General features: G+C 69.7%; 19 protein-coding genes. 5 read left to right on the top strand and 14 right to left on the bottom strand.

Annotated elements, in window-relative coordinates; all coding sequences use genetic code 11:
- Window position 1 precedes the first annotated feature (1 nt).
- The 8 genes from U0177_RS20170 to U0177_RS20135 form a co-directional block, all read right to left on the bottom strand.
- Window positions 2–1,552, bottom strand: a complete 1,551-nt coding sequence (locus tag U0177_RS20170) for an SCO family protein (protein ID WP_409572465.1) — start codon at window positions 1,550–1,552, stop codon at window positions 2–4.
- Window positions 1,545–2,741: a hypothetical protein gene (locus U0177_RS20165; RefSeq protein WP_409572464.1), complete on the bottom strand. Its 1,197-nt coding sequence runs from the start codon at window positions 2,739–2,741 to the stop codon at window positions 1,545–1,547. Before U0177_RS20165 ends, U0177_RS20170 begins: the two co-directional genes overlap by 8 nt.
- Entirely contained in the window at window positions 2,738–3,322 is a 585-nt protein-coding gene (locus U0177_RS20160; RefSeq protein WP_409572463.1) for a c-type cytochrome, read from the bottom strand. The genes U0177_RS20165 and U0177_RS20160 overlap by 4 nt, the downstream gene beginning before the upstream one ends.
- A 45-nt stretch (window positions 3,323–3,367) precedes the next feature.
- Complete coding sequence (locus tag U0177_RS20155; RefSeq protein ID WP_409572462.1) at window positions 3,368–3,910, bottom strand: DUF3341 domain-containing protein; 543 nt, start codon at window positions 3,908–3,910, stop codon at window positions 3,368–3,370.
- 161 nt (window positions 3,911–4,071) lie between these two features.
- Window positions 4,072–5,445, bottom strand: a complete 1,374-nt coding sequence (gene nrfD, locus U0177_RS20150) for an NrfD/PsrC family molybdoenzyme membrane anchor subunit (protein ID WP_409572461.1) — start codon at window positions 5,443–5,445, stop codon at window positions 4,072–4,074.
- 75 nt (window positions 5,446–5,520) lie between these two features.
- Window positions 5,521–8,499, bottom strand: a complete 2,979-nt coding sequence (locus U0177_RS20145) for a TAT-variant-translocated molybdopterin oxidoreductase (protein ID WP_409572460.1) — start codon at window positions 8,497–8,499, stop codon at window positions 5,521–5,523.
- Between the two features lie 24 nt (window positions 8,500–8,523).
- The gene (locus tag U0177_RS20140) at window positions 8,524–9,183 is read right to left on the bottom strand and encodes a cytochrome c3 family protein (protein WP_409572459.1); all 660 of its coding nucleotides are present in this window, start codon (window positions 9,181–9,183) and stop codon (window positions 8,524–8,526) included.
- Window positions 9,184–9,403: 220 nt separating this feature from the next.
- On the bottom strand, window positions 9,404–11,158 hold the full coding sequence (locus tag U0177_RS20135; protein ID WP_409572458.1) for a thiamine pyrophosphate-dependent enzyme: 1,755 nt from the start codon (window positions 11,156–11,158) through the stop codon (window positions 9,404–9,406).
- Window positions 11,159–11,448: 290 nt separating this feature from the next.
- On the opposite strand from U0177_RS20135, the gene U0177_RS20130 reads away from it, so the two are divergent.
- On the top strand, window positions 11,449–12,486 hold the full coding sequence (locus U0177_RS20130; protein ID WP_409572457.1) for an ROK family protein: 1,038 nt from the start codon (window positions 11,449–11,451) through the stop codon (window positions 12,484–12,486).
- A 1,375-nt stretch (window positions 12,487–13,861) separates the two neighbouring features.
- On the opposite strand, the gene U0177_RS20125 is transcribed toward U0177_RS20130, so the two are convergent.
- Window positions 13,862–14,353 (bottom strand): hypothetical protein, encoded by a 492-nt coding sequence (locus tag U0177_RS20125; RefSeq protein WP_409572456.1) that lies wholly within the window; start codon window positions 14,351–14,353, stop codon window positions 13,862–13,864.
- Window positions 14,354–14,530: 177 nt separating this feature from the next.
- Window positions 14,531–15,265 carry a hypothetical protein gene (locus U0177_RS20120; RefSeq protein WP_409572455.1) on the bottom strand — a complete coding sequence of 245 codons (735 nt, stop codon included), beginning with the start codon at window positions 15,263–15,265 and terminating at the stop codon, window positions 14,531–14,533.
- 98 nt (window positions 15,266–15,363) lie between these two features.
- Between U0177_RS20120 and U0177_RS20115 the strand changes: the two genes are divergently transcribed.
- Entirely contained in the window at window positions 15,364–16,488 is a 1,125-nt protein-coding gene (locus U0177_RS20115) for a DNA double-strand break repair nuclease NurA (RefSeq protein ID WP_409572454.1), read from the top strand.
- Between the two features lie 44 nt (window positions 16,489–16,532).
- Here U0177_RS20115 and U0177_RS20110 read toward each other — a convergent pair whose 3' ends face one another.
- On the bottom strand, window positions 16,533–17,678 hold the full coding sequence (locus tag U0177_RS20110) for a hypothetical protein (RefSeq protein WP_409572453.1): 1,146 nt from the start codon (window positions 17,676–17,678) through the stop codon (window positions 16,533–16,535).
- Between the two features lie 17 nt (window positions 17,679–17,695).
- Window positions 17,696–20,278, bottom strand: a complete 2,583-nt coding sequence (gene mutS, locus U0177_RS20105) for a DNA mismatch repair protein MutS (RefSeq protein ID WP_409572452.1) — start codon at window positions 20,276–20,278, stop codon at window positions 17,696–17,698.
- A gap of 410 nt (window positions 20,279–20,688) precedes the next feature.
- Here mutS and U0177_RS20100 point away from each other — a divergent pair, with 410 nt between their 5' ends.
- Window positions 20,689–21,528, top strand: a complete 840-nt coding sequence (locus tag U0177_RS20100; protein WP_409572451.1) for a M48 family metalloprotease — start codon at window positions 20,689–20,691, stop codon at window positions 21,526–21,528.
- A 3-nt stretch (window positions 21,529–21,531) separates the two neighbouring features.
- On the opposite strand, the gene U0177_RS20095 is transcribed toward U0177_RS20100, so the two are convergent.
- Window positions 21,532–22,674 (bottom strand): DUF2235 domain-containing protein, encoded by a 1,143-nt coding sequence (locus U0177_RS20095; RefSeq protein ID WP_409572450.1) that lies wholly within the window; start codon window positions 22,672–22,674, stop codon window positions 21,532–21,534.
- Between the two features lie 218 nt (window positions 22,675–22,892).
- Between U0177_RS20095 and U0177_RS20090 the strand changes: the two genes are divergently transcribed.
- Both U0177_RS20090 and U0177_RS20085 read left to right on the top strand, forming a co-directional pair.
- Window positions 22,893–23,510 carry a Uma2 family endonuclease gene (locus U0177_RS20090; RefSeq protein WP_409572449.1) on the top strand — a complete coding sequence of 206 codons (618 nt, stop codon included), beginning with the start codon at window positions 22,893–22,895 and terminating at the stop codon, window positions 23,508–23,510.
- A gap of 178 nt (window positions 23,511–23,688) precedes the next feature.
- Entirely contained in the window at window positions 23,689–23,883 is a 195-nt protein-coding gene (locus U0177_RS20085) for a hypothetical protein (protein WP_409572448.1), read from the top strand.
- A gap of 48 nt (window positions 23,884–23,931) precedes the next feature.
- Here U0177_RS20085 and U0177_RS20080 read toward each other — a convergent pair.
- A partial coding sequence (locus U0177_RS20080) for an ArnT family glycosyltransferase (RefSeq protein ID WP_409572447.1) occupies window positions 23,932–25,625 on the bottom strand: 1,694 nt, incomplete at its 5' end.

Here is a 25,625-nt window from a genome sequence, read left to right as displayed (position 1 = left end):
GCTACCCTTTCAGCTGCATTGGCCGGGCGCGCCGCCATAGCAGCAGCGCCGCAGCGGCCAGCCCCAGCACCGCCGCAGCGCTCGCGAGCCGCACCACGCTCATAATCGCCAGGCTGTAGCGGCCCACCTGCGGGTCGTAGTGAAAACAGCGCAGCAGCAGCTGGTCGATCGGCGTGCCGATCTGGCCGGCGGCCGCCTCCACCAGGCCGAGCCGCATGTCGCCGGCGCGGTAGCTCAGGCCAAAGAAGTAGCGCGCGATTGTGCCGGACGGCGTCAGAACCACGCAGCCGATCGGGTGGGCGAACTGGCGCTGCGTGGCGTCGTAGGCGTAGCGGAAGCCAACCGCCCGCGCCAGCGCGACGATCGCCGGCTGCTGGCCCACCAGGAAATGCCAGCCGCCGGCCTCGGCGGGCCGGCCGTAGCTCTCGACGATCTCCTGCTTTTTAGCGCGCGCGTCCTCGGGCGCCTCGGCCGGGTCGATGCTCACCGCCACGACGCTGAACTCGCGGCCGGCCGCGAACCGCAGCTCGCGCAGGGTGTCGCTCAGCTGGTGCAGCGACACCGAGCAGACGTTCGGGCAGCGGTAGTAGGCCAGCACCAGCACCACCGGTCGCTGGCCGAAGTAGTCGGCCAGGCGCACCGCAGCGCCGCTCTCGTCGCGGAACGGCAGGTCGAGCGGGGCCTGCGCGTTCAGGCGTTGGTCGAAGCCCACCTGGCCGAGCAGGCCGTCGGGGCCGCCGTCGGCGCGCGCGGGCGCGGCCTGGCCCAGCAGGCAGGTGCCGAACAGCGCGCCGGCGGCGAGGGCGCGCAGCAGCCTGGCGAACGGACGGATCATGGCGCGCCTCCGGCCTGCGCTGTGGCAGTTGGCGGCGCGGCGGCGGTGGCGGTCGGCAGCGGCCGGCCGCTGCCCGAGCCAAGCGCGGCCGGCGTGACGCCGCCCGGCTGGCCGCCGGCGCTGTCGAGCTCGTGGGCCGGCAGGCCGGCCGCAGAAGCAGCCTGCGGGCGCGCCGGCAGCCCACGCTGCGCCACCAGGTCGATGGCGCGCTCGATCAGGATGTGCAGCGCGCCTTGCGCCCGCGCCGCGGCCATAGCTGCCCAGGCGCGCCTCGGCGGTGGCGCGCAGAGCCTGCCAGTCGTCGCGCGGGCTCACCTGCAGGCGCGGCGCGGGCGGCGCGGGCTGGCCGGTGGTCAGCGGCGAGAGCGGCCGGTCGGCCCGCTGCGCGGCTTGCTCAAGCGCGCCGAGCAGCAGCCACAGCCCGGCGCCCAGCGCCGCGACGAGCACAGCCGAGCCAGCCAGGCTCGCCAGCAGCGGGCCGACGCGCAGGCTCACCGGCTCGTGGCGCAGCTCGCGCTTGCGGGCGATCTCGGCGGCGTGCTCGTGCTGGCGCTCGCGCTCCTGCACGGCGGCGCGTCGCGCGGCGTGGCGCTCGGCGCGCCGCGCCAGGTAGCCGCGCAGACCGTTCAGGCCCAGCGCGGCCAGCAGCGCCGCCACAAACGTCGCGAAAGCGCCAAGGCGCGGCCCCGGCTCGGCGGGTGGCCTGGTCTCAGCCATGGTCGAGCGCCTCCTGCAGCTGCGGCGGCTGCGAGCGGTGCAGCGGCAGCAGCGGCCTGCGGCCGAGCAGCCAGGCGTAGGCCGCCAGCCACACCCCGCCCACGCCGATCGGCGCGGCGAGGTCGGCCCAGCCCAGGCTCAGGCCGCCAGGGCGGAACGGCGGCACAACCAGCCAGAACAGCTCGGCCAGGTGAACGCACAAGATCAGCGCCGCCAGCGCGGCCAGCGCCCTGGCGGCGCGCCGGACGTCGCGCGCCAGCAGCAGCAGAAACGGCAGCACAAACTGCAGTGCCAGCACCGCCACAATCAGCCACAGCCAGCCGCCCTGCGACCGGCGCAGGTACCACGTCACCTCCTCGGGCAGGTTGCCCGACCAGATCAGCAGGAACTGCGACAGCGTAATGTAGGCCCAGAACATCACGAACGTCAGCAGCAGCCCGCCCAGGTCGGCGAAGCGCGCCGGCGCGAGCGCGCTTGCCAGCGGCCCGCGCCGCGCCAGCAGCGCCGCCGCGATGATCGCCACCGCGAAGCCCGAGAGCCCCTGCCCGGCTACGTAGATCAGGCCATAGATCGTCGAGTACCAGTGCGGCTCGATCGACATCACCCAGTCGACTGCGGCAAAGGTGATCGTCAGCATGTACAGCACCAGGCCGAAGCGGCTGAGGTTGCGCATGCGGCCTTCGGCGGCGCTGGGATCGGCGTCGGCGTCTTGCTGGAGCGACCAGCGGTTGAGCAGCAGCGCCAGCGCGATCCAGATCGCGAAGTACAGCGCCGCGCGCGCCGTGAAGAACGCCGGGTTGAGGTAGGCGCGCTTGTGCTGCAGCACCGCGTCGGCCGCGACCTCGGCCGGGCGCGCCCAGGCGTACAGGTAGCCCAGCCCCAGCAGCAGCGGCGCGAACAGCCCCAGCAGCAGCGGCAGCGTCATGGCCGCGGCCTCGAGCAGGCGGCGCACGCCAAAGCCCCAGCCGCCGCCCACCAGGTGGTGCAGCATCAGGATCGCCAGGCTGCCCAGCGCGATGCCCAGCCAGAACATCAGCGCGAATAGGTACGACGGCCAGGTGCCGGCCGGGTCGAGCAGCGCGCCGGCTGCGCAGGCCGCCAGCCCGAGCACGCCAGCCGCGAGCGCCGGCAGCCGCGCGCGCACAAGCCCCGGCGGCGGGTCGTCACGCATTACGTCAATCTGGCTCATGGCTCACCTCCCGCGACCTGCTGGCGCTGCTCGGGCGGCACGTCGTCGATTGTCGCATTCTGGCTGAGCTGCAGCGCGCGGATGTAGGCGATAATCGCCCAGCGATCCTCGGGCGCCACGCGCGCGGCGTAGCCGTACATGCGGCCGTAGCCGTTGGTGATCACGTCGAAGAAATGCCCCACGGGCGCGTCGCGCAGGCGCTGCTGGTGAAACGAGGGCGGCGGCGAGAGCCCGCGCTGCACGATCATGCCCGCGCCATCGCCCACCAGGCCGTGGCAGGGCGCGCAATAGATGTCGTAGCGCTCGTGCCCGCGCTCGAGCGTCGCGCGCGCGATCGGGAACGGAAACTCGGTCGCGTCCTGGCCGTTGGCCTTGCCGGTGTACAGCAGCGTGTCGGATTCGAGCATGCCCAGCGCCACGGTGCCCGAGATCACCTCGCGCTCGGAGCGCGCGTCGGCGTAGAAGCTGCTCGGCTCGTAGACCTTGACGCGCGCCTCGCGGCGCATGTTCTCGCCGCAGGCCACCAGCACGAGCCCGGCGCAGAGCGCGAGAAAGCCTGCTACCAGCGCTTGTCGCCCCATCGAGTCCCTCCTGGCCTGTGGCGGCCTGCATGCTTGACCAGCTGCTCACCACGCAACCTCATCGACGCGCAGCGGCGCCAGGCTTTCGAGAAAGCGCCGCGTCGCGTCCGGCTCGAACGCCGGGTCGCTCGCGCGCACGCACAGAAAAAAGCGGTCGCGCGAGGCCAGCCGGAAGCCGGGCAGGTTGAACGCCGGGTGGTATGGCTCGGGCAGGCCGTTCAGCCAGAGCATGCCGATCACCGCCGTCAGCGCCGCGCCCAGCACGGTCGTCTCGAACGTCACCGGGATGAACGCCGGCCAGCTGTTCAGCGGGCGCCCGCCGATATTCAGCGGGTAGTCGAACGCCATGGTCCAGAGCTGCAAAAGGTAGCCGGCCGCGCCGCCGAGCGCGCCGCCGACCAGCACCAGCAGCGGCAGGCGCGTGTGCGCCTGGCCAAGCGCCTCGGCCAGGCCCTCGACGGGGTAGGGCGCGTAGGCGTTCAGGGCGCGGTAGCCGGCCTCGGCGGCGCGGCGCGCGGCCGCCACCAGCCGCTCGGGCTGGTCGAACTCGGCCATCAGGCCATAGATCGCGGGCGTCTCGTGTTCCATGCTTCCCCCAGCCAGTCGCCAGTCATACCAAATTCGCTTGATTACGTACACTTTGGTGGGGGTTTGGGGGCTTCGCCGCCCCGCTATTTCTTAATTGTGTTGCACGACGTGGCCGCCACGTCAGGCGCGCTTTAACTTGCCATGATCAAGCGAACAGCGTATCAGTCGGCCGCCGAGCCCTCGGTGCGGTGCACCAGCTCGCGCATCTCGGCGATCGAGATCATAGGCAGAAAGCGGATGAACAGCAGCAGCAGCGTCAGAAACAGCCCGATCGTGCCGGCGAATGTCGCGTAGTCCCAGAACGTCGGGCGGTATACATCCCATGAGGCCGGCACAAAGCTGTGCGAGAGGCTCTGCGCCACGATCACGAAGCGCTCGAGCCACATGCCCACGTTGATCAGCAGCGCCAGCACGAACACCAGCGCCACATTGGCGCGCGCGCGCCTGAACCAGAACGCCTGCGGCACCAGCACATTGCACGCCACCAGCCCCCAGTACGCCGGGCCGTAGGCGCCAAACGCGCGATCCCAGTACACCGACTGCTCGAACGGGTTGGCGCTATACCAGGCCATAAACGCCTCGAGCATGTAGCCGTAGCCCACCATCATGCCCGTCGCCAGCATGATCCGCGCCATATAGTCGATATGCCGCGCGGTGATGAAGTCTTCGAGCTGGTAGAAGCGCCGCAGCGGGATGGCGATCGTCGCGACCATCGCGAAGCCCGAGAAGATCGCGCCGGCCACGAAGTAGGGCGGGAACACCGTCGAGTGCCAGCCCGGCACATTCGCCACCGCGAAGTCGAAGCTGACGATCGTGTGCACCGACACCACCAGCGGCGTGGCCAGCGCGGCCAGCAGCATGTAGGCCTTCTCGTAGCGGTACCAGTGCGCCGCGTCGCCGCGCCAGCCCATCGAGAGCAGGCCGTAGATCACGCGGGCGTAGCGGTTGCGCGCGCGGTCGCGCAGCGAGCCCAGGTCGGGGATCAGGCCGATGTACCAGAACAGCAGCGACACCGTGCCGTAGGTCGAGACGGCGAAGAAATCCCACACCAGCGGGCTGCGGAACTGCGGCCACACGCCCATGGTGCTGGGGTAGGGGATGAGCCAGTAGAACAGCCACGGCCGGCCGAGGTGCAAGATCGGGAACAGGCCGGCGCACGCCACCGCGAACAGCGTCATGGCCTCGGCGAAGCGGTTGATCGAGGTGCGCCACTTCTGGCGCAGCAGCAGCAGGATGGCCGAGATCAGCGTGCCGGCGTGGCCGATGCCGATCCACCACACGAAGTTGGTGATCGCGAAGCCCCAGGCCACCGGCACGTTCACGCCCCAGATGCCCACGCCGCGCACAAACAGGTATGTCACGGCCACCAGCAGCAGCATCAGCAGCAGAAACGCCGCCGCGAAGCCCAGCAGCCAGCCGCGCCCCACCCGCCGCGTGAGCACGATCGAGCTGATCTTGTCGGTGACCGACGCGAAGGTGTGCTGCCCCTCGAGCACCCGCGCCTCGCCGGCAGGTTGATCGCTTGCTGTCGCCATCGCATCTCTCCGCAATTCAGCGCTCGCCATGCTGCCGCAGGCAGAAGCGCCCGAACCAGCGTTTCAGACAGCTTCTCAAAGCTCCGGGTTCGGGTTGCGCAGCCGCGCCAGGTAGGTGGTGCGCGGCTGGGTGCCAAGCTCGGCCAGCATGCCATAGCTCAGCGGCGATTCCTTCAGGCGCGCCACCTGGCTGCCCACGTCGTTGATGTCGCCGAAGACGATCGCCTCGGTGGGGCAGGCCTGCTGGCAGGCGGTTTTGATCTCGCCGTCGCGGATCGGCCGGCCGGCCTTCTCGGCCTCGATCCTGCCGGCGTTGATGCGCTGCACGCAGTAGGTGCACTTCTCCATCACGCCGCGGTCGCGCACCGTCACGTCGGGGTTGTAGTGCAGTTTGATCACCGGCGTGCTGGTGTGGGAGTACTGCAGGAAGTTGAAGCGCCGCACTTTGTACGGGCAGTTGTTCGAGCAGTAGCGCGTGCCGACGCAGCGGTTGTAGACCATGTCGTTCAGCCCTTCGGCGCTGTGCGCGGTGGCGGCCACCGGGCACACCAGCTCGCACGGCGCTTTCTCGCACTGCATGCACGGCCGCGGCTGGAAGTAGGTGTTCGGGCTGGCGGCGTCGCCCTCGTAGTAGCGGTCGACTTTCAGCCAGTGCATTTCGCGGCTCATCAGCACCTGCTCTTTGCCCACCACCGGGATGTTGTTTTCGGCCTGGCACGCCACGGTGCAGGCCTGGCAGCCGATGCAGCTGTTCAGGTCGATCGCCATGCCCCAGCGGTGGCCGGTGTACGGCACCTCGGGGTACAGCGAGGGCGGGTGGTCTGCGTCGGTGCCGGGCGGCTGGCTGGCGAAGCGCGGGTTGTGCGCGTACTCGTCGAGCGTGCCGACGCGCAGCAGCTCGCGGCCCTCGAGCCCGAAGTGGCTCTGGGTCAGCGCCAGCTGCTCGCGCGCGCCGGTGGCGGCCAGCTCGAGGCCCGCGCCAAACCAGAGCGCGTCGGCGGTGCGCAGCGCGTAGGCGTCGAAGCCGACGTCGGTGCCGATGTGGCCGGCGCGCGCGCGGCCGTAGCCCAGCGTCACTGTCACGGCGTCGTCGGGGTGGCCGGGCAGCGGCAGCACCGGCGCGCGCACGCTGCGCCCGCGGTAGCGCAGCTCGGCCACGTCGCCCTGCGCCAGGCCCAGCCGCGCGGCGGTGGCCGGGCTGATCAGCGCGGCATTGCCCCAGGTGAGCGAGCTGAGCGGGCGCGGCAGCTCTTGCAGCCAGCCGTTGTTGGCGAAGCGCCCGTCGTACACGGCCGGGTCGGGCTGGAAGCGCAGCTCGAGGCCGCCGGCCGGCGCGGCCTCGGCCGGGGCGGGCAGGCCGGCGAGGTTCGCCGCAAGCTCGATCGGCGCGAAGGCCGTGCCCTCGACCACGCCGTCGTGCAGGGCGCGCCGCCAGAACTGTTCGAAGTCGGCGCTGGCGTGCTGGCGCTGCCAGAAGCCGCGCACGATCGCGTAGCTTGATTGATCGAGCTGGCCCTGCATCGCCGCCAGCAGCTCGTGGGCCGAGCGCCCGCCGTACAGCGGGGTGATCAGCGGCTGGGCGATCGACACGCTGCCGTCGAAGGCGCGCGCGTCGCCCCAGTCTTCAAGCGCGTGCGCTGCCGGGATGTGCCAGTCGCACAGCCGGGCGGTCTCGTCGTCGTACAGGCCCATGTGCACGCGAAACGGCACCTGCGCCAGCGCCGTGGCAAAGCCCAGGTCGGCCGGCGCGTCGTAGGCCGGGTTGCAGCCGAAGATCACCAGCGCGCTCACCTGGCCGGCGGCCATGTCGGCGGCCAGCGCGCGCAGCGACTCGGCGGCGTTCGCCGGGCTGGCCTCGACCGGCGGCAGATACAGCACCGTCGCGCCGGCGTTGCCGAGGGCGGCGTTCATGGCGTGGGCCAGCGCGTGCACCTCGGGCGGCTGCTCGTCGCCGGCCACCACAATGCTCGCGCCGGGGTTGGCTTGGAGGTCGCGCGCCAGCGCGTCGAGCCAGCCTGACGGCGCGGGCGCAGCGCCGGGCGCGGGCGCCACGTCCAGGCCCAGGCGGCGCGCCAGCTCGCGCGCCAGCGCCGCCACCTGCGAGGGCCGCACGGCCAGCCGGTGGTCGGCCATGGCGCCGGTGATCGACGGCGCGCTCTCGATCGCGTACAGGCGATTCATCGCGGCGTCGCCGCCGGCCGAAACCCTGCGCCCGGCCGCGAAATCGCGCGCGTAGCGCAGGCTGCCGGCCGAGCAGCTCAGGAAGTCGGCGTCGAGCGAGACGATCCGCGCGGCCAGGTCGAAGCGGTAGATCGTGCTTGCCGGCTGGCCGAAGGCCATGCGCGCGCCCTCAAACGCGCTGTCGCGCGCCACCGGCGCGTACTGGTGCCAGCGCGCACGCGGGTACTGCGCCAGCAGCGCCGCGATCTGGTCGGCCAGCGCCGGCGAGCTGATCGGCTCGGTCAGCAGGCGCAGCCCCGCCCCGCCGCGCGCGCCGAGCGCGCTCATCTGGCCGCCGAGGTCGGTCAGGAACCGATCCCAGGTGCTGATCCGGCCAAGGTTCAGCACCGCCTGCGAGCGGTCGGGGTCGTAGAGCGAGAGGATCGCCGCCTGCATGAACGCGTCGGAGGCGCCCAGGCTGGCGGGGTGCCGGGGATTGCCCTCGATCTTGACCGGCCGGCCCATGTGGCTCTCGGCCAGCACGCCGCTGGCCAGCCCGCCCAGCGTCAGCGCGGTGGCGTAGAACAGCGGCTTGCCCGGCACGATCTCGGGCGGCTGGGTGACGTACGGCACGATCTGCTCGCGCGGCCGACCGCAGGCCGCCAGCCCGGCCAGCGCCAGCGACGCGCCCATCATCTTCAGGAACGCGCGCCGGCTGAGCGGGTCGCCCCACTGCTCGGCGCCGCTGGGGAACTCGCGGCGCAGATAGGCCGCAAGCTCGCCGCCCTCGGCCAGCTCGTCCAGAGCGCGCCAGAGCTGCCGGCCACGCAGCCCGCCCAGCCGCTCGCGCGTGGCGGCTAGCTCGGGCGGCTGGGTGCGCGTGTCTCGTGTCATTGGGTCGTTACCTCTTACACACGGCTAATGGTGGCAGGTCGAGCAGCTGGTGAGCAGCGCGACGCTCTGGATGTTGTACTCGCGCAGCAGCCGGCGGCCGAGCGTCGCCTGGTCTTCGGCGGGCGTATAGCCCATATCGAACACGTGCTCGCGCGGCCGGATGTACTGCTCGGGCGCGCGGTGGCAGTCGAGGCACCACTTCATCTGCAGCGACACGGCCTTGCGCATCAGCGGCATCTGGTCGACGCGCCCGTGGCAGGTTTCGCAGCCCACGCCCTTGGCCACGTGGATGCTGTGGTTGAAGTACACGTAGTCGGGCAGGTTGTACACCCGGTTCCACTCGATCGACGTGTTGTTCGCCAGGCTGTCGCGCACCGGCTGCAGCGCCGGGCTGGTGTTCCAGATCTGCGAGTGGCACGACATGCAGGTGTACGTCGGCGGGATGTTCGCGCTGGCCGAGGTCTCCACCGTGGTGTGGCAGTAGCGGCAGTCGACCCCCAGCCCGGCGACGTGGTGCTCGTGGCTGAACTGCACCGGCTGCTGCACCGGCACGTCGACGTCGGTGGCCCACGCCGAGCGGACGTAGGAGTAGCTAACCAGCAGCGCGCCGGCCAGCAGCGCCAGCACGCCAAACAGGCTGGCCTTGGCCACGGTATTCGCGCTCGGGTGAAAGACCTGCGACATATCGCGCCCCTATCACTCGCCCAGCGGTGGGCTGCGCCCCTGGCCCCTGCTTTTTATGACTCATAGGAGTTACGCACTTGCGTGTTTCGGCTTCCTCAAGCGGCGAGATTGAGCCTGTGGCAGCATGGTACCTGTTCATCTTCTGTGTGCAGTTTCCGCGCTCCACGCGGAAACTGCACACGTCGAAGCAGCTACCCAGCGCTGCGGCAGAGCTTTGCGCCTACACCACCTCGCGCACCTTGTCTTCGAGCACCGTCTTGATAATGCTGAAGCGCTTGCGCTGGCCCCTCGCCAGCGCCTCGGCGAACTTGATCGCCTGCTCGGTGCTGATGTGGCCGGGCATCGGCGGCTCGTTCGGGTCGACAACCGCCTGCACCACCGAGGGGCCGGGCTCGGCCAGCGCCGCGCGCAGCGTCGCCTCGGCCTGCGCGGGCTGCTCGACCGTGAAGCCGGCCGCGCCAACCGCGCGCGCGTAGGCCGCGAAATCGATCGGGTGCAGCTCGACGCCAAACTCGGGGTTGCCCTCAAGCACGATCTGCTCCCACTTGATCTGGCCGAGCGAGTTGTTCTTGACGATCACGATCGTCACCGGCATGCGGTACTTCACCAGCGTCGCCAGCTCGCCCATCAGCATGGTGAAGCCGCCGTCGCCGACAATCGCCACCACCTGGCGGCCGGGGTACGCCGCCGCCGCGCCGATCGCGTAGGGCAGGCCGTTGGCCATGCTCGCCAGCGTGCCCGAGGCCGCGAACTGCATGCGGCCGCGCATCTGGATGTAGCGCGCGGCCCAGGTGGTGAGCGTGCCGGTGTCGCAGCAGATGATCGCGTCGTCGTCGAGCAGCGCGTTCAGGCTGTGCACCAGCGCCTGCGGCTTCATGGGCATGTCGGCGCGCGTGCCGCGCTCCTCGAGCAGCGCGTTCCAGCTTTTCATGCGCTGCTGGGCGATTTCGAGAAAGCGCCGGTCGTCTTTGCGCGCGATCTGCGGCAGCAGCGCCTGCAGCACCGCGCGCGCCTCGCCCACCAGGCCAACCTCGGCGGGGTAGCGCTGGCCCACGCGGGTCGGGTCGATGTCGATCTGCACGCAGCGCGCCTGGCCGGGCTTGGGGTAGAACTCGAGGTACGGGAAGCTCGACCCGACGATCACCAGCGTGTCGCACTCGCGCAGCGCGTCTTGCGAGGGCGCGGTGCCAAGCAGCCCGATGCCGCCGGTGGTGTAGGGCGCGCCGTCGGGCACCGCGCCCTTGCCGAGCAGCGCCTTGACGATCGGCCCGGCCGCCTTTTCGGCCAGCATCACCAGCTCGTCGCGGCAGCCGAGCGCGCCGCGCCCGGCCAGGATCGCCACGCGCCGGCCGCGGTTGATCAGCTCGGCCGCGCGCTCGATCTGCTCGGCGGGCGGCAGCGGGTGCGCGGCGGCGAAGATGTCGCCGCTGTGGCCGGGAATATTCGCGCTCGAGCGCTCGCCGCCCGTCGCTGGCCAGCTCTGGATGTCCTTGGGGATCGTGAGGTGCGCGACGGTGCGCCGGCTCAGCGCGGTTTTCATCGCCTCGTCGAGCGCGCCGACCACGTGCGCCGGCCCGCTGACGCGCTGGTTGTAGGCGGCCACGTCCATGAACAGCTTGTCGAGGTCGACATCCTGCTGGTAGCGCGTGCCGATCAGGTCGTGAAAGGTGTGGCCGGTGATCGCCAGCACCGGCGCACCGTCCATCTTGGCGTCGTACAGGCCGTTGAGCAGGTGGATGCCGCCGGGGCCGGAGGTGGCCAGGCATACGCCCGGCCGGCCGGTGAACTTGGCGTAGCCGCAGGCCGCGAAGGCGGCGGCCTCCTCGTGGCGCACCTGGATGAAGCGGATCTTGGCCTGGTTGGTGCGCAGCGCCTCGAAGATGCCGTTGATGCCATCGCCGGGCAGGCCAAAGATCGTGTCGACACCCCAGTCGATCAAGCGCTCGACCAGCAGGTCGGCGGCGGTTTTTGCCATGGTATTCGTCCTTAGCGCAGGCTATCACGCATCTGAACCGGGTTTGACGAAAGACGGAAGACGGCGCTGTTTCGTCTTCCGTCTTTCGTCCTTAAAACTCGGATCGAACCTGTGGTAGCCTGTTCTTAGCAAGCCGGTATTAGCGGGGCTACACAGCATAAACTGCGCCGCGATCGGGCTAAAGCCCTTGCCCGGCGCACGATTGTAGAAATATGCGGTCGGACGTATACTATGCGCAGAATCGCCCCCAGAACTGTCAAGCACGCGGTGTAGAAAGCCAGGAGAGTTTCATGAGCATAGCGCGATCGGTCTACATCGGCACCGACGGCGGCGCCACCACCTCGAAGATCGGCGGCGTGTGGGAGGACGGCACCGCCGTAGCGACCGACCTGCTGCAGCGGCCGACCAACGCGCACCTCGGGCCCGAGGCCGTAGTCAACGGCTGGGTCGCGGCCATCGGCGCATACCTCGAGCAAAACCAGCTGACGTGGGCGCAGGTGCAGGGGGTGGGGGTGGCGATCCCAGGGCCGCGCCGCAGCTACGGCGTGCTCGAGCGCGGGCCGAACCTGCCCGAGAGCTTTGTCGGCTTCGACGTGTACACCGCGTACCACCGCGCGCTCGCGGCGCAGGCCGGGCGCCCGGTCGCGCTGTTCGTCGGCAACGACGGCAACATGGGCGGCGTGGCCGAAGCCCAGCGCGTGCGCGGCAGCGGCAAGGGCAGCGTGGTGATGCTGGCGCCCGGCTCGGGCCTTGGCTGCGCCTATATCGACGGCAACGGCCTGCCGCTCGACGGCGACACCTTGGCGGGGATGGAGGCCAGCCACATGCCGGCGCCGCTGCACCTGCTCGGCGCCGAGGCCTACCCGTGCGGCTGCGGCCGCAGCTGGGGCTGCATCGAGATGTACACCGCGCTGGCGGGCCTGCCCTACCTGCTGGCCGAGAGGCTGAAGCACTACCCCGATCACCCGCTGGCCGCCTCGCCGCTCGGCCCCAAGGAGCGCGCGCTCAGCCTGCGCGGCCTGGCGCAGCAGGGCGACGCGCTGGCGGTCGAGCTGTTCGACTTCCAGGCGCGCGCGCTGGGGCTGCACGTTGCCAACCTGGCGATGGCGCTCGACCCGCAGTTCGTGGTGATCGGCGGCGGCCTGATGGATACCGCCGCCACCACCGACGCGTTTCGCGAGCGCTATTTGCGCATCGTGCGCGAGACCGCCGCGCCGTACCTCTGGCCGGCCCAGCGCGAGCGCATCGAGATCGTGGCGGCTACGCTCGGCGATCTGTCGCAGGCCATCGGCGCGGCGCTGGTGGCGCTGTATGAGCATAACGAGTAAGCGTTGGAGCGTTGGAGCGAGGGAGCGGAGAGTGGAGAGCGGGGGAGCGGAGACCTCGGCCTGCGCCTATGCCCAAGGGCCAACCATCACCCGTACCCGCGCCACGAGGCATGCACCACCAGCGTCGCACACGCACCGGCATTCATTATGGGGCCTGGGGCGAAGCCCCAGCAGGGGGATGCAAGGGGCGGCTGCCCGCCCTTTGCGCGGGGTACGGGGGCGCAGCCCCCGAAAGCCCTCAGGCGCAGAGCGGGGCACGGGAGCGCGCAGCCCCCGAATGTCCTCAGGAGCAGAGCAGGGCACGGGGCGCGCAGCCCACGAATGTCCTCAGGCGCAGAGCGGGGCACGGGGCGCGCAGCCCCCGAAAGCCCTCAGGCGCAGAGCAGGGCACGGGGCGCGCAGCCCGAGAGGGAGAAGGCGCGCACGATGCGCGCCCTACGGGAAAGGCCGTGCCAACATCAACGCCGTATGCTCATGCCTCAAGGGCAAACCATCACCCGTACCCGCGCCACGAGGCATCCTCCACCGGCGTGGCACACGCACCGGCATTCATTATGGGGCCTGGGGCGAAGCCCATCAGGGATGCGGGGCGGCTGCCGCCCTTTGCGCGGGGTACGGGGGCGCAGCCCCAAAGCCCTCAGGTGCAGAGCGGGGCACGGGGCGCAGCCCCCGAAGCCCTCAGGCGCAGAGCAGGTCACGGGGGCGCGCAGCCCGGGAGGGAGAAGGCGCGCACAATGCGCGCCTACGGAAAGGCCGTGCCAGCGGCAAAGTCAGACGCTCATGCCTCAAGGGCAAACCATCACCCGTACCCGCGCCACGAGGCATACGCCACCAGCGTCGCACACGCACCGGCATTCATTATGGGGCCTGGGGCGAAGCCCCGCAGGGGATGCAAGGGGCGGCTGCCCGCCCTTTGCGCGGGGTACGGGCGCAGCCCCGAAAGCCCTCAGGCGCAGAGCGGGGCACGGGGCGCGCAGCCCCGAATGTCCTCAGGAGCAGAGCAGGGCACGGGGCGCGCAGCCGCGATGTCCTCAGGCGCAGAGCGGGCACGGGGGCGCGCAGCCCCAGCCCTCAGGCGCAGAGCAGGGCACGGGGCGCGCAGCCCGAGAGGGAGAAGGCGCGCACGATGCGCGCCCTACGGGAAAGGCCGTGCCAACATCAACGCCGTATGCTCATGCCTCAAGGGCAAACCATCACCCGTACCCGCGCCACGAGGCATCCGCCACCGGCGTGGCACACGCACCGGCATTCATTATGGGGCCTGGGGCGAAGCCCCGTCAGAAGATGCAGGGCGGCTGCCCGCCCTTTGCGCGGGGCACGGGGCGCAGCCCCGAAGGCGTCTGGGGCGCGGGGCCGCGCAGGTATTTGTCATCGGTTAAGGTATGCCCGTACCTGTCAAGCTGGCATCAGGAAGCGGTGGAGCGACCAGGGCCAAACGGATCTGCTCAAGCGCGCTTGGCCCTTTTGCTGGTCGTTCACGTTTGCGTATACCTAACTCTTTCGCATCTCGCGCCAAGTAGCTTGGCGCATCGCCTGCGTAGTCGCCCTGTGCCACCGCCACGACATAGTGGTACAGCCCGCGATACACCATCTCGACCGAGATCTGTTCCAGCCGCATCCCCAGCGCCTCTGCCACATCATCGCACAAGTCGATCAGCACCGCGTACATCAAAAACGTCGCAACCACTTGCAACCAGATCCCATTTTGGCTGCCCACCCACACATACGACAGATCCAGCAGCCGCTTGACCAGCAAAAACGTCGTCTCAATCTTCCAGCGCGCGTCGTAGAGCGCCACCACCTCCACGATACTGAGCTGCTTCGGGTCAAGCACATTCGTCAGATACCGCTGCCAGCGTCCGTTCACACACACCTCGATCAGCCGCAGCGCGTGTGTACACGGCTCTTTGTGCAGCCCGAGCTGGATGATCTGGTCGCGTACCTTGGCGCGAGTACACAGCCGCGTGGTGACCGAATAGCTGGCTTGGTCGCGCAGACGTGTGACAAAGAAGCTCTGCTGGGCGCTCAGCGCATCAAACAGCCACTACGCGAAGTAGCCGAGGTCAAACACCAGCAGACTGGCGTGCGGTAGCCAGGCAAGCACCTGCCTAGCCATGGCTTTCTCATTGGTGTGCGGCTCGGCGTTCCAGAAGAGTGTGACCGGCAGGTGGGTCAGCAGGTCGACGACCACGCTGACGTGACCAGCAAGCTGGGTGCAGGTCTGTTCCTGGAGTGCATCGAGCTTGCGGAAGAGCGGCTCAAGTGTGGTCGCATCCAGTGCGTAGAGGCCAGCGAAGCGCGCGGCGACGGGCGTGAGCAGCGGCGGGAGCGGGCGGGAGCGGGAGCGGAAGCGCTCAGGCAGGCGGGCGAGGACGCGATACAGCACGCGCTCAAACAGCACGGCAGGAAAATCGAGGAAGCGGTCGGAGAGCGCGGACTGCGAGACGTTCTGCGGCGCAGCCCAGAAGAGCCGTTCGCGGGCGAGGGTGCGCTGGAGCGCGCACACGCCCGGGATACGACGCCAGATCAAGGCCAGGACGAGCGAGAGCATCACCGGGAGAGTGAGGATGCGGTTGCGCAGACCGAGCTGACGATAGTACTCGAGTTCGGCGAAGACGGCCGGCTTGACAAAGTCGTCCAGACGGCGTTCGATCTCTGCATCGCAGGGAGCAGGAACATGAGTGCGACGGCGATGGTCGGCATTGAAGGAGGCGCGAGGGCGCCGGTTGTGTTTTGGACTTGGCATAACGAGAGAATAACCCAGCTTGACAGATTGCACAAATCCTTAACCGATGACAAATACCGCGCAGGCCCCGAAGGCGCTTGCACACCCGTGCTATACTACCCGCAGACACAGCGCCAGCGCAGCGAGCACCTATGGCAGCCACCGGCGACAAGACAACATCTGCAAACGCGCTTGGCCCGGCCGCCGTGCCGGCCGCCGTGATCGCGGCCCTCGGCGCCTGCGCCGATGCCTGCCGCGATACGCTCACGCGCCTCGACGGCGACCGCGACCGCCTGCGCGCGGCGCTGGCGCGGCGCATCCGCCCCGCGCCCGACGGCCCCACCCGGCGCCTGTGCGCCGTCGACGGAGCCCACGCCACCGTGCCGGCGGCCGGCGCCACCTTCGCGGCCATCGCCGCCGTGGCCGTCGAAGAGGATGCGCTGACCGACCAGGACGTGCTGGTGCAGCTGCTGCCGCCGATCGAGGAGCTCGAGGCGATCCTCGGCGGCCTGCGCACTATGCTCGAGATCCACCTGCTGGCGCGGCGCATCCGCGCCACTTCCAGCGGCCTGTTCATCCTCGACGGCTCGTTCTACTCGGCGCTGCTCGAGATCAACCGCCTGCTGGTGCGCTACGCACAGGACGCGCGCTCGCCCCGCCCGGCGGCCTGGTGGGCGCCGTTCGCCGCGCTGATCGAGCGTTTCTTCGCCGACGAAGACTGGCGGCTGGTGCTCGATTGCCGGCGCGTGATCGCCCACCCCAAGCAGGCCACCGCCGCCGACGACGTGGCCCAGCTCGCGCCGCACCTCTCCGGCACCGTCACCGACCGCACGCTGTGGAGCACGGTGCTCGATGCGGGCGAGCACTCGCTGCCCGCGCCGCTGATCCGCCAGGATCGGCCACACCTGCTCACCGGCTACCGCTCGCCGGGCCTGCCCGACTTCGCCGAGCGCCGCGCGGCGATTGAGCAGGGCTACGGCCAGCTGTACATCACCTACTACCGCCCCGACGCCGAAGGCCCGGCGTACCGGCTTGAGCTGCCGGCCGCGCTGATCGCGCGCGAGCCGCTGGGCGCGGCGCTGGCGACTTTCCGCGGCGCGCTGCGCCTCAGCGCGGTGCAGGAGCCGCTGCCGCAGTTTTTGGCCGACGCGATCTGCAAGCAGATCGGCCGCGCGCTCGACGCCACTGCCGAGGGCGCGCGCACTACCCTGCAGAACCAGTTCGGCCTGGCGCTGGTGCAGCGCTACCTCGGGCCGTACCGGACGCAGCGCGGCTAGAGCACGCCGCGCACCCGTAGCTAGCCTGCTTTGCCTTGCGGCTGCTACCCCACCAGCTTCTTCTCGCGCAGCCGCCGCAGCAGCGCCGCCGAGGAAGCGTAGGGCGCCAGCACGCCTTGCAGCCGGGTGTCGAACTCGGCGCGCTGCTGGCGATGGACGGCCAGGTCGCGCAGGTCGGCAAGCTGCTCCACCGCCTCGCCGTAGCCCTGCGCCGTGCGTAGCGCCAGCAGCCCTGGGATCTGCGCCCAGATATGCTCCTCGCGCTTGGCCAGCGCCTCGAGCTTTGCCAGCCGCGCCCGCTCGGCCTCCTGCTGCTCGCGCTGCTTGCGCCGGCGGCGTACTTCCTCGGATGCTTGCGCGATCTGCGCAAACGTGCGCCTCGGCGCGGTCGCGGCATTCGGGCGCGGCGCGCCCCCGACCTCGCGCAGCCGCCGCAGCAGCGTGGCGCCGATCGCCTCGCCGCGCGCCGCTTGCACCAGAAACGCATGGCGCTCGGCCTCCGGCAGCAGCGGCACCCACTGCTCGATCGGCTCTTTGGTGGCCTTCAGCGGCGGGCTGGCCTGCGCCGCCGCCTCAACCAGGTCCTGGTCGATCACGAAAAGCTCGATAAACGTGCGCAGCGGCGCCGTGAGCTCGCCAAGCCCAGGCGGCACCGGCGGCTCAACCGGATCGCCCTCTTCGTCGCGCTCTTCGTCGTCGTCCCACTCGCCCGAGCTGGCGCCGCCATACCCGGCCGAGGCCAGCCAGGCCAGGTACAGCGCGCGCATGTCGCCGCGCAGGATGTCGTCGCGCAGCGGCGCGAGCCCGGCCATCATCCTCTCGCCCTCGATCCAGCCGCGACCCTCTTCCTCTTGGAAGGCGATGTTCAGAATGACGTACTCGCCTGCCGTGGTCAGCTCGATCTCCTCGACACCGTAGAGGTACGGCTGCAGCGCTGCCTGGTCGATCGCCGCCTTCGGGAAGCGGAACGCGAGCTGCTTCGTGCCCCAGTTGGCGATGTAGAAGAGCACGTCGTAGTACTTGGCCAGAACCTTCAGCGGGTCGCCCCGGAAGTCGCCGAACGAGTAGGTGAACACCGCCTGCGTTGGCGTCGGCTGAACCCGGCTCGACAGCTTGCGCACCTCGGCGATCTCCTCGGGCCGCAGCGGCCGGTCGAGCGCCAGAAACTCGTAGTATTGGTACTCGCTCATACAAACCTCACAGCATTTTAATCCGGCTCGGGCAGCGGCTGCCAGCGGCTTTCGGCCTCGAGCGCGGCGAGCCGTGCCTGGGCGCGCTCGAGGATCGGCGTGGGCAGCCCGGCCATGCGCGCCACGGCGATGCCGAACGAGCCCTCGGCCACGCCCGGCTCGAGCGTGTGCAAAAAGATCAGCTGCTCGCCCTCGCGCCGCACGCCCATCTGAAAGCACGCCAGCCCCGGCAGGTGCCCGATCAGCGCCACCAGGTGGTGGTAGTGGGTGGCGAACACGCCGCGGCAGCGCGTGGCGCTGTGCAGGTGCTCGACGATCGCCTCGGCCAGCGCCATCCCGTCGTAGGTGGCCGTGCCGCGCCCGACCTCGTCGAGCACCACCAGGCTGTCGGCGCTGGCCTGGTGCACAATCGTCGCCACCTCGGTCATCTCCACCAGAAACGTGCTGCGGCCGCTGGCGATGTCGTCGGCCGCGCCGATGCGCGTGAAGATCCGGTCGCACAGCCCGAAGGTCATGGCCTCGGCCGGCACAAACGAGCCCATCTGCGCCAGCACCACGCACAGCGCCACCATGCGCATCAGCGTGCTCTTGCCCGACATGTTCGGGCCGGTCAGCACGATCAGCCGGGTGCCTTCGTCGAGCCGCACCGTCGCCGGGATGTAGCCCTCGACCGCGCGGCAGACCACCGGGTGCCGGCCGCCGACGATCGAGAGCGCGCGCTCGCCCACGATCTGCGGGCGCACCCAGCCCTCGCGCACCGCCACGTGGGCCAGCGTCGTCAGCACGTCGATCCGCGCCAGGTCGCCGGCCAGCCGGATGAGCTGCGGCCCGGCGGCGGCTACCTGCTCCCACAGCCGCCGCCAGGCCGCGCGCTCGGCGTCGGCGCGCTGCGCTTCGGCCTCGCTCAGCGCTTCGGAAAGCTCTACCAGCTGGCTGGTGATGTACTGGTCTTTGCCGCGCGCGGCGCGGCTCCAGTCGGCCGGAACCCTGCGCGCGTCGGCTGATGCCAGCGCCAGCACGATCTGCCCGCTGCGGCTGTCGCGGCGCTGCTGGAGCGACCTGATGCCAGTGGTGAGCGACAGCGTCACAACCAGCCGCTCGACCTCGGCGAGGGTCTGCTGCTCGCGCCGCAGCAGCGCGTCGAGCTCGGCATCCCAGCCTGCCGCGAGCAGCTCGCCCGTCTCGGCGTCGGGGCGCGGCGCCAGGCTGGTGCGCGGCGCGGCGGCGAGCGCGCGCGCCAGCAGTGCCGCCGTGGCGGGCGCGGGGTCGTAGGCGGCGATGCCCAGGCCGCCGAGCTGCCCGAGCGGGGCGGCGATCGCGCCTGCGGCAGCCAGCGCATCGCGCAGGCGCGCCATGTCGCGCGGCGTGGCGCGCTCGGGGCCAACCAGCAGGCGGTTGACTACACGCTCAAGGTCGCCGGTGCGGCGAAGCTCGGCGCGAATATGCTCGCGGTCGAGCAGGTTCTCGGCGCCGGCCTGCACCGCGTCGTAGCGCGCGTTCAGGCTGGCTGCGTCGCGCAGCCCCTGGCCGAGCCAGCCTTTCAGCAGGCGTGCGCCCATGGGCGTGCGCGTCTGGTCGAGCACCGCCAGCAGCGAGCCGTAGGGCGTGCCGTCGGCGCCGGCGAAGATGTCGAGCGTTCGCCGGGTGGTGGCGTCGATCTGCAGGAGGTTTGCCCCACCCAGGCTGCGCACGGTCTGCAGCCGCGCGAGCGCCGGGCAGCGGTTCCAGCGCAGGTAGCGGATCAGCGCCCCGGCGGCGCGCATGGCGTAGGGCCGCTCGGCCAGCTCGAACGGCCGCAGGTCGGCGGTGTGAAAGTGATCGAGCAGCGCCTCCTGGCAGGCGGCGGCGCCGAACCACCAGCCGGGCAGCGGCGAGAGGCGGCCGACATGGTAGCTATTGGCCAGGCCCAGCTCGTCGCATAGCGCGCGGTGGCGCTGCGCCCGCTCGCCCTCAAGCCGCGTGACCCCGCTGGCCTGGCCGAGCCGCTGGCGCTGCTCGCGCGGCAGGTCGATGCTGCATAGCAGCTCGGCCGGCGTGGTGCGCGCCAGCTCGTCGATCAGGCGGTCGTGGGCGTCGGCGCCGGCCCACTCCTGGCTCCAGAGCGCGCCGGTCGAGACATCGGCCAGCACCAGGCCGGCGCGCTGCTCCCCAAGCTCGACGGCAGCCAGCAGCCGGCGGTCGTCGTCGAGCAGGTCTTCGTCGAACAGCGCGCCGGGGGTGATCACCTCGGCAAGCTGGCGCGCCTTGAGCGCGCCTTCGCGCTCGCCCTGCACCTCGCGGCCGATCGCGACGCGGTAGCCCATACGCAGCAGCCGCGCAAGGTGCTCGCGCTCGCTGCCGATGGTGATGCCGGTCATCGCGAGCATCACCGGCTGGCCCGCGCGGCTGGTCATGAGCGGCTTCTCGGCCACGCGCAGGTCGAGCAGGCGGCCGAGCAGCCGCGCCGGGTCGCCGTATACCTCGAAGAACTTGCCGTTCTGCATCCAGGCCAGCGCGTCGGGGCGCTCGAGCTCGATCCGCGCAAACTGGATCAGCACATCGCTGGCCTCGGCCCCGCCGTAGCGCGCCCGCAAGACGCGTAGGATATCGTGTGTCTCCATGGGCTCCCGATCTCAGGTCGAACACGCGTGCGGCCGAGCTTTATTATATCTGGGATTTACGCGGTTGGCATGTTCAGCCTTCGGCAGAGCGGTACTATGCTCCGTATCGTGTGCGGTTTTTCGCGCTCCGCGCAAAAACCGCACACAGAAAATCAACACGTACCCTGCTGCCGCAGGCTCAATCTTGTATTTTGAGAAAGCCGAATCACGCAAGTTCGTAAGTCATAATGCTGGCGCCCTGTGCCTTGCCATGCCCTCACCGCAGTATAGCCGCGAAGCAGTGCCGGCGCAATTGAGCATTGGCACAAAACCTGCATTGCGATTCGGCAGCAACGCTTCATCTCAGGAACATTTCGGCTTGGCATTGGTACGGGCGCGGCAGCGCGCCCCTGCAACTTCAGGAGGGAGAAATGGCTACAACTACACGTGGGCGCGGCATCGGCGGCGGCAGCGGCCGCCTAATCATCGCCGCGTTTGTCGCGATTGTCGCGCTTGTCGGCTACTTCGGGGCAACCCAGATCAACCCGGTGACGCAGGAGAAGCAGCATCTCTCGATGACTGCCGAGCAGGAGATCGCGCTGGGCAAGCAGGCCGCGCCCGAGATGGAGCAGCAGTTCGGCGGGCTGTCGCAGAGCCAGGAGCTTCAGGCCAGAGTCGCCAGCCTTGGCGACGCGCTCGTCAAGGCCTCCGACGCCGGCAAGTCGCCCTACCAGTTCGAGTTTCACGTGCTCGGCGACCAGCAGACGGTAAATGCGTTCGCGCTGCCGGGCGGCCAGGTGTTCATCACCGAGGCGCTGATGAAGCTGCTCGCGACCGATGGCGAGCTGGCGGGGGTGCTCTCGCACGAGATCTTCCACGTGGTCGGCCGCCACTCGGCCGAGCAGGCCGCGCGCGCGGAGCTGGCCAATGGCCTGTCGGGCGCGGCGGTGATGGCGGCATACGACCCGAACAACCCGGCTAGCGCAAACAGCGCGCAGGTGGCCCAGCTGATCGGGCAGATGATCGATATGCGCTATGGCCGCGAGGACGAGCTGGAAGCCGACAACCAGGGCGTGCACTACATGGCGCAGGCCGGCTACGACCCGCGCGCGATGGTGTCGGTGATGCAGAAGCTCGAGCAGGCCAGCAACGGCCAGCAGCCGCCGGAGTTTTTCAGCACGCACCCAAGCCCCGAGCGCCGGATCGAGCAGATCCAGGCCGAGATCAACAAAGAGTTTCCGAACGGCGTGCCCGACAACCTTAAGAAGTAGCGCCTACTGCGGCCATGCGGGCGCCTGTGGCCGCCGTGGCGGCAGGCGCCGGCGCGGCACAGGCGTGGCTTCTTCGGCGGCGTTGAACGGCAGGTGCGCTTCCATGAACTCAAGCACATTGCTCGGGTAGTAGCCGGTTGCATTGTCGCTCAGGCGCTCAAACGCGCTCGTGTCGATCACCCTGTGCGGGTCGGGCGGCTCGGGCGCGAAGTGCTTGGCGTCGCAGAGGATGCGGCGGCGCTGCGCGCCAAACGGGCGGAACATCCAGGTGAGCGAGTTGTGCATCGGCCCGCTGGGGTGCGGCGCCAGCCGCAGCTTTGCCTCGTCCACCACCAGGCCGCAGCCGGCGGCGCGGCGCACCATCCAGCGCAGGGCGATATCCGAGAGGCTGGTGTTGGCATAGCCGCCGCCGACGTCGGCGTGAACTCCTGGGAACCACACCTGCTCAAGCACCTGGCCGGCAAGGCCCTGCGCGTTCCACAGCGTCGGAGTAAACGCTTTGCGGCACTCGTCGATCGCGATTGCGTGAAACGCGTGCTTCACCCAGCTGCTCAGCGTCACGTCGTGGAACTCGATCTCGCGGCGCAGCAGCGGGTTGAGCCGCGCGCCCAGCAGCGCGTCGGGGATGCCCAGCGAGCCGACGGTATCCCACACGCCCAGGCACTTGATCTCGACCTGGCGCGAGTAGCGCTGGCGGAAGGCGCGGGCGCGCTTGCTGCTCGGATGCGTGTCGTCGCTGCGGTCGCGGTACAGCGCGTAGGCGCGCTGCAGCTGGTTGCCGTGGTACTCGTGCAGCAGGCCGCAGTTGCGGATGAGCCCGGCCAGGCTGCGCACGGTGTAGGCGCCGCGGCTGAAGCCGAACAGAAAGATCTCGTCGCCATCTTCGTAGTTGTTCACCAGGAAGCGGTAGCCCGCGCAGATGTTGCGCGAGATGCCATACCCGCCCACGCCGCCAAGCACGCGGTCGGCCGCGCCGCTGGTGCCCACGCCAGGCTGGTAGTAGACCATCTGCCGGTCGCCCGAGGCATCGCGCGCGCAGATTGCCTGCGCAAGCTTGGCGACATTTGTGTCGGCCGGCCGGCCGTCTTTGATCTCGCCTTCGGTGTTCCAGGTACCATCCGCGCAGATGATCAGTCGCTTTGGCATGTCGGCCTCCCGTTTCACCGTGGTAGCTGGTTGGGCGCTGCTTTGTTACAGTAAACGGAGCATGCCGGGTTTTTTTACAAGCCGAAAGGTAGAAATATGGTAGAGATGAGTGGGGCCGACGTTCCACAAGCCTGCCTGTGTTCGATCATGGCTTGCCCATCTCTCATAGACCTGCTATGATCTGCAAGCAATCTTCACAAAGGCACCAGGGTCGTGGTATGAGCGCACCACCAAAGCCGTATATCACCGAAGCCGATTACCTCGAACGCGAGCGCGCCAGTACAACCAAGCATGAATATTTTGCTGGTGAAATCTTTGCAATGACTGGGGCAAGTGAAGCGCATAACCTGATCGCGAGTAACATAACCGCCACCCTCCACCGGCAGCTGCGCGGGCGTTCCTGTCGCATCTATCCTAGCGACATGCGCCTCAAAGTATTGCAGACCGGGCTGAACACCTATCCTGACCTCACGATCGTATGTGGATCATCCCAATTTACCGATCCCATCAAACGTGATACGTTGATCAATCCCACTGTCATAATCGAGATACTCTCTCCTTCAACCGAACGCTATGATCGTGGCTTCAAGTTTCAAAATTATCGCACGATCACGTCGCTCCAGGACTATCTTCTGATCGCTCAAGATGCCGCGCACCTTGAATGCTACACCCGTCACGAGCCAAATCAATGGATGCTAACTGAAGTGTTTGGCCTTGGCAGCAGCCTGGCGATAGCATCGCTGAGTGCAACGCTTGAGCTTGCAGATGTCTATGAGCAAATTGAGCTGCCACCGGCTCCGGAGTTGGCCATTCCTGGCGACACACCGATACGGTAAACATTCCGAGAACAAGTGCAGGCACTCCGCCCTCTTCGTGCGCGCGATCGTCGGTATGGTGGTGTGTTCCGGTGCCACGCTCGCGGCACCTGATGCACAGGGCGATCGGTCGCGCTGCTGCCTTTGGGCTTGGGCAGGTGTGGTATGCAGCGATGCTGCGCAGCCGATCAATGGCGCAATGCAGCCGATCAACGGCGCAATGCAGCCGATCAACGGCGCAATGCAGCCGATCAACGGCGCAATGCAGCTGATCAACGGCGCAAAGCAGCCGATCAACGGCGCAATGCAGCCGATCAACGGCGCAATGCAGCCGATCAACGGCGCAATGCAGCCGATCAACAGCCCAAAGCAGCCGATCAACGGCGCAAAGTAGCCGATCAACGGCGCAATGCAGCCGATCAACGGCGCAATGCAGCCGCCCTTACAGCAGCGGCAGGTGGTCGGCGAGCCACTGGGCCTCGGGGCCGGCGCCGTACACGGCATAGATCGGGTAGCTGGTGTAGGGCCGGGTGGGGCCGGTGCGCAGCAGCCGCGCGCCGGGGCCAAGCGCCTGCACGGCGCGCGCCACGACATCGGGCGGGGTGTCGCCGGCCAGTAGCAGCAGCGCGCGCGGGCCAGGCGGCGGGCTCAGCCGCTGGCCGTCGAAGTGGCCCACCGGCGCGTCGCCGATCAGAAACGGCGCGACCTTGCCGGCAGTGTTGGTGTCCCACAGGTAGGCCTGGTAGTGCGCTCCGCTGGGCGTGGCGGTGGTTGCCGCTGCGCGCGCGCCACGCGCCAGCAATGTCACAGTCGTCTCAAACAGGTTGAACATCACCTGCTGGTCGCTGGTAGTGCGGAAGTACAGCTGTGCGTTCCAGGCCGCCACGCCGGCCAGCGCCACGCCGGCCAGCGCCGGGGCGAGCCAGCGCCAGCGCGTGGCGGCCACGCCCAGCAGCGCATCGAGGCCCAGCCCCGCCAGCGCGGCGGCCGGCGCGAACGCGCCGATCGAGCGCATTGCGTGCGGCGCGGCGTCGCTGAATATTCCTGGCAGCAGGCCGATCGCCAGCCACGCCAGCAGCGCCAGCGCGGCCGGCCGGCGCGAACGCCACGCCAGCCCGAGGCCCAGCAGCGCGGCCAGGCCGGCCAGCGGGTCGAGCACCGGGCGGCCTGGCGCATAGTGGCGCGGGTTCTGGTCGCCCGCCACGTGCCACATCAGCGCGTAGCGCGCGGCGTTCTGCTCAAGCGGCAGCAGCGGCGGTATCGCGGGCTGGCCCGGCGCGCCAAAAATGCCGACGCTATTCACACGCTTGTTGAACTCCTGCGGGTGTGTCAGCGCATAGCTTGCCAGCGGTGCCAGCGCCAGGCCAAACGCCAGCGCGCCGGCCGCGAGCGGCGCCAGCCGGGGGCGCAGCGGCCGGCGCCACAGCCGCGCAAGCGCCAGCGCCGCCACCGCAAGCGGCTCGGCGCGGCCGGTGTGGTAGGTGTACACCGCCAGGCCGGCGCACAGCCCGCCGAGCGCCATCAGCCCCGCCGCGCGCCAGGGCGGCGCCGCCGGCCCGAGGCCGCGCCAGACGCAGCCTACTGCCAGCAACGTCAGCAGCGGGTCGAAGATCACCGGGAAGCCCCAGCGGCTCATGTACAGGCCCCAGGCAGCCAGCGCCATGCCCCAGGCCGCGATCAGCGCCGGGCGCGCGCCGAGGATTGGCCGCAGCGCGAACCACGCGGCCAGCGGCGTCAGCGCGCCCGCCAGCGCCGGCGCCACGCGCAGCGTCCACAGGTCGCCGCCGAACAGCCCGACAAACGGCGACTGCAGGTAGAACAGCAGCGCCGGCAGGTCGACATCGGCCACGTACACTGGGCGAAAGGTTGGGTCGCGCCAGATGCGCTGCGCCAGCAGGCCGTGGTATACCTCGTCGCGCCACACCGCGATCGGCAGGTTGTTCAGCCGGTAGAGCCGCAGCGCCAGCGCCGCCAATGTCGCGCCAGCCAGCAGCCACACCTGGCTGGGGATACGGCCGGCGGGCCAGGCCAGCGCCGCGCCCGCCGGCGTCGGCATGTGCCGCAGCGCGGCCGACGCCAGCGCCGCGCCCGCCAGCAGCGCCGGCAGCCCTAGCGCGGGCGGCGCGCCAAGCCACA

This window comes from Kouleothrix sp., from assembly GCF_046328425.1.
Taxonomy (GTDB): domain Bacteria; phylum Chloroflexota; class Chloroflexia; order Chloroflexales; family Roseiflexaceae; genus Kouleothrix.
The sequence above is the reverse complement of the archived record's forward strand: the minus strand, read 5'-3'. Positions and strand labels throughout refer to the sequence as shown.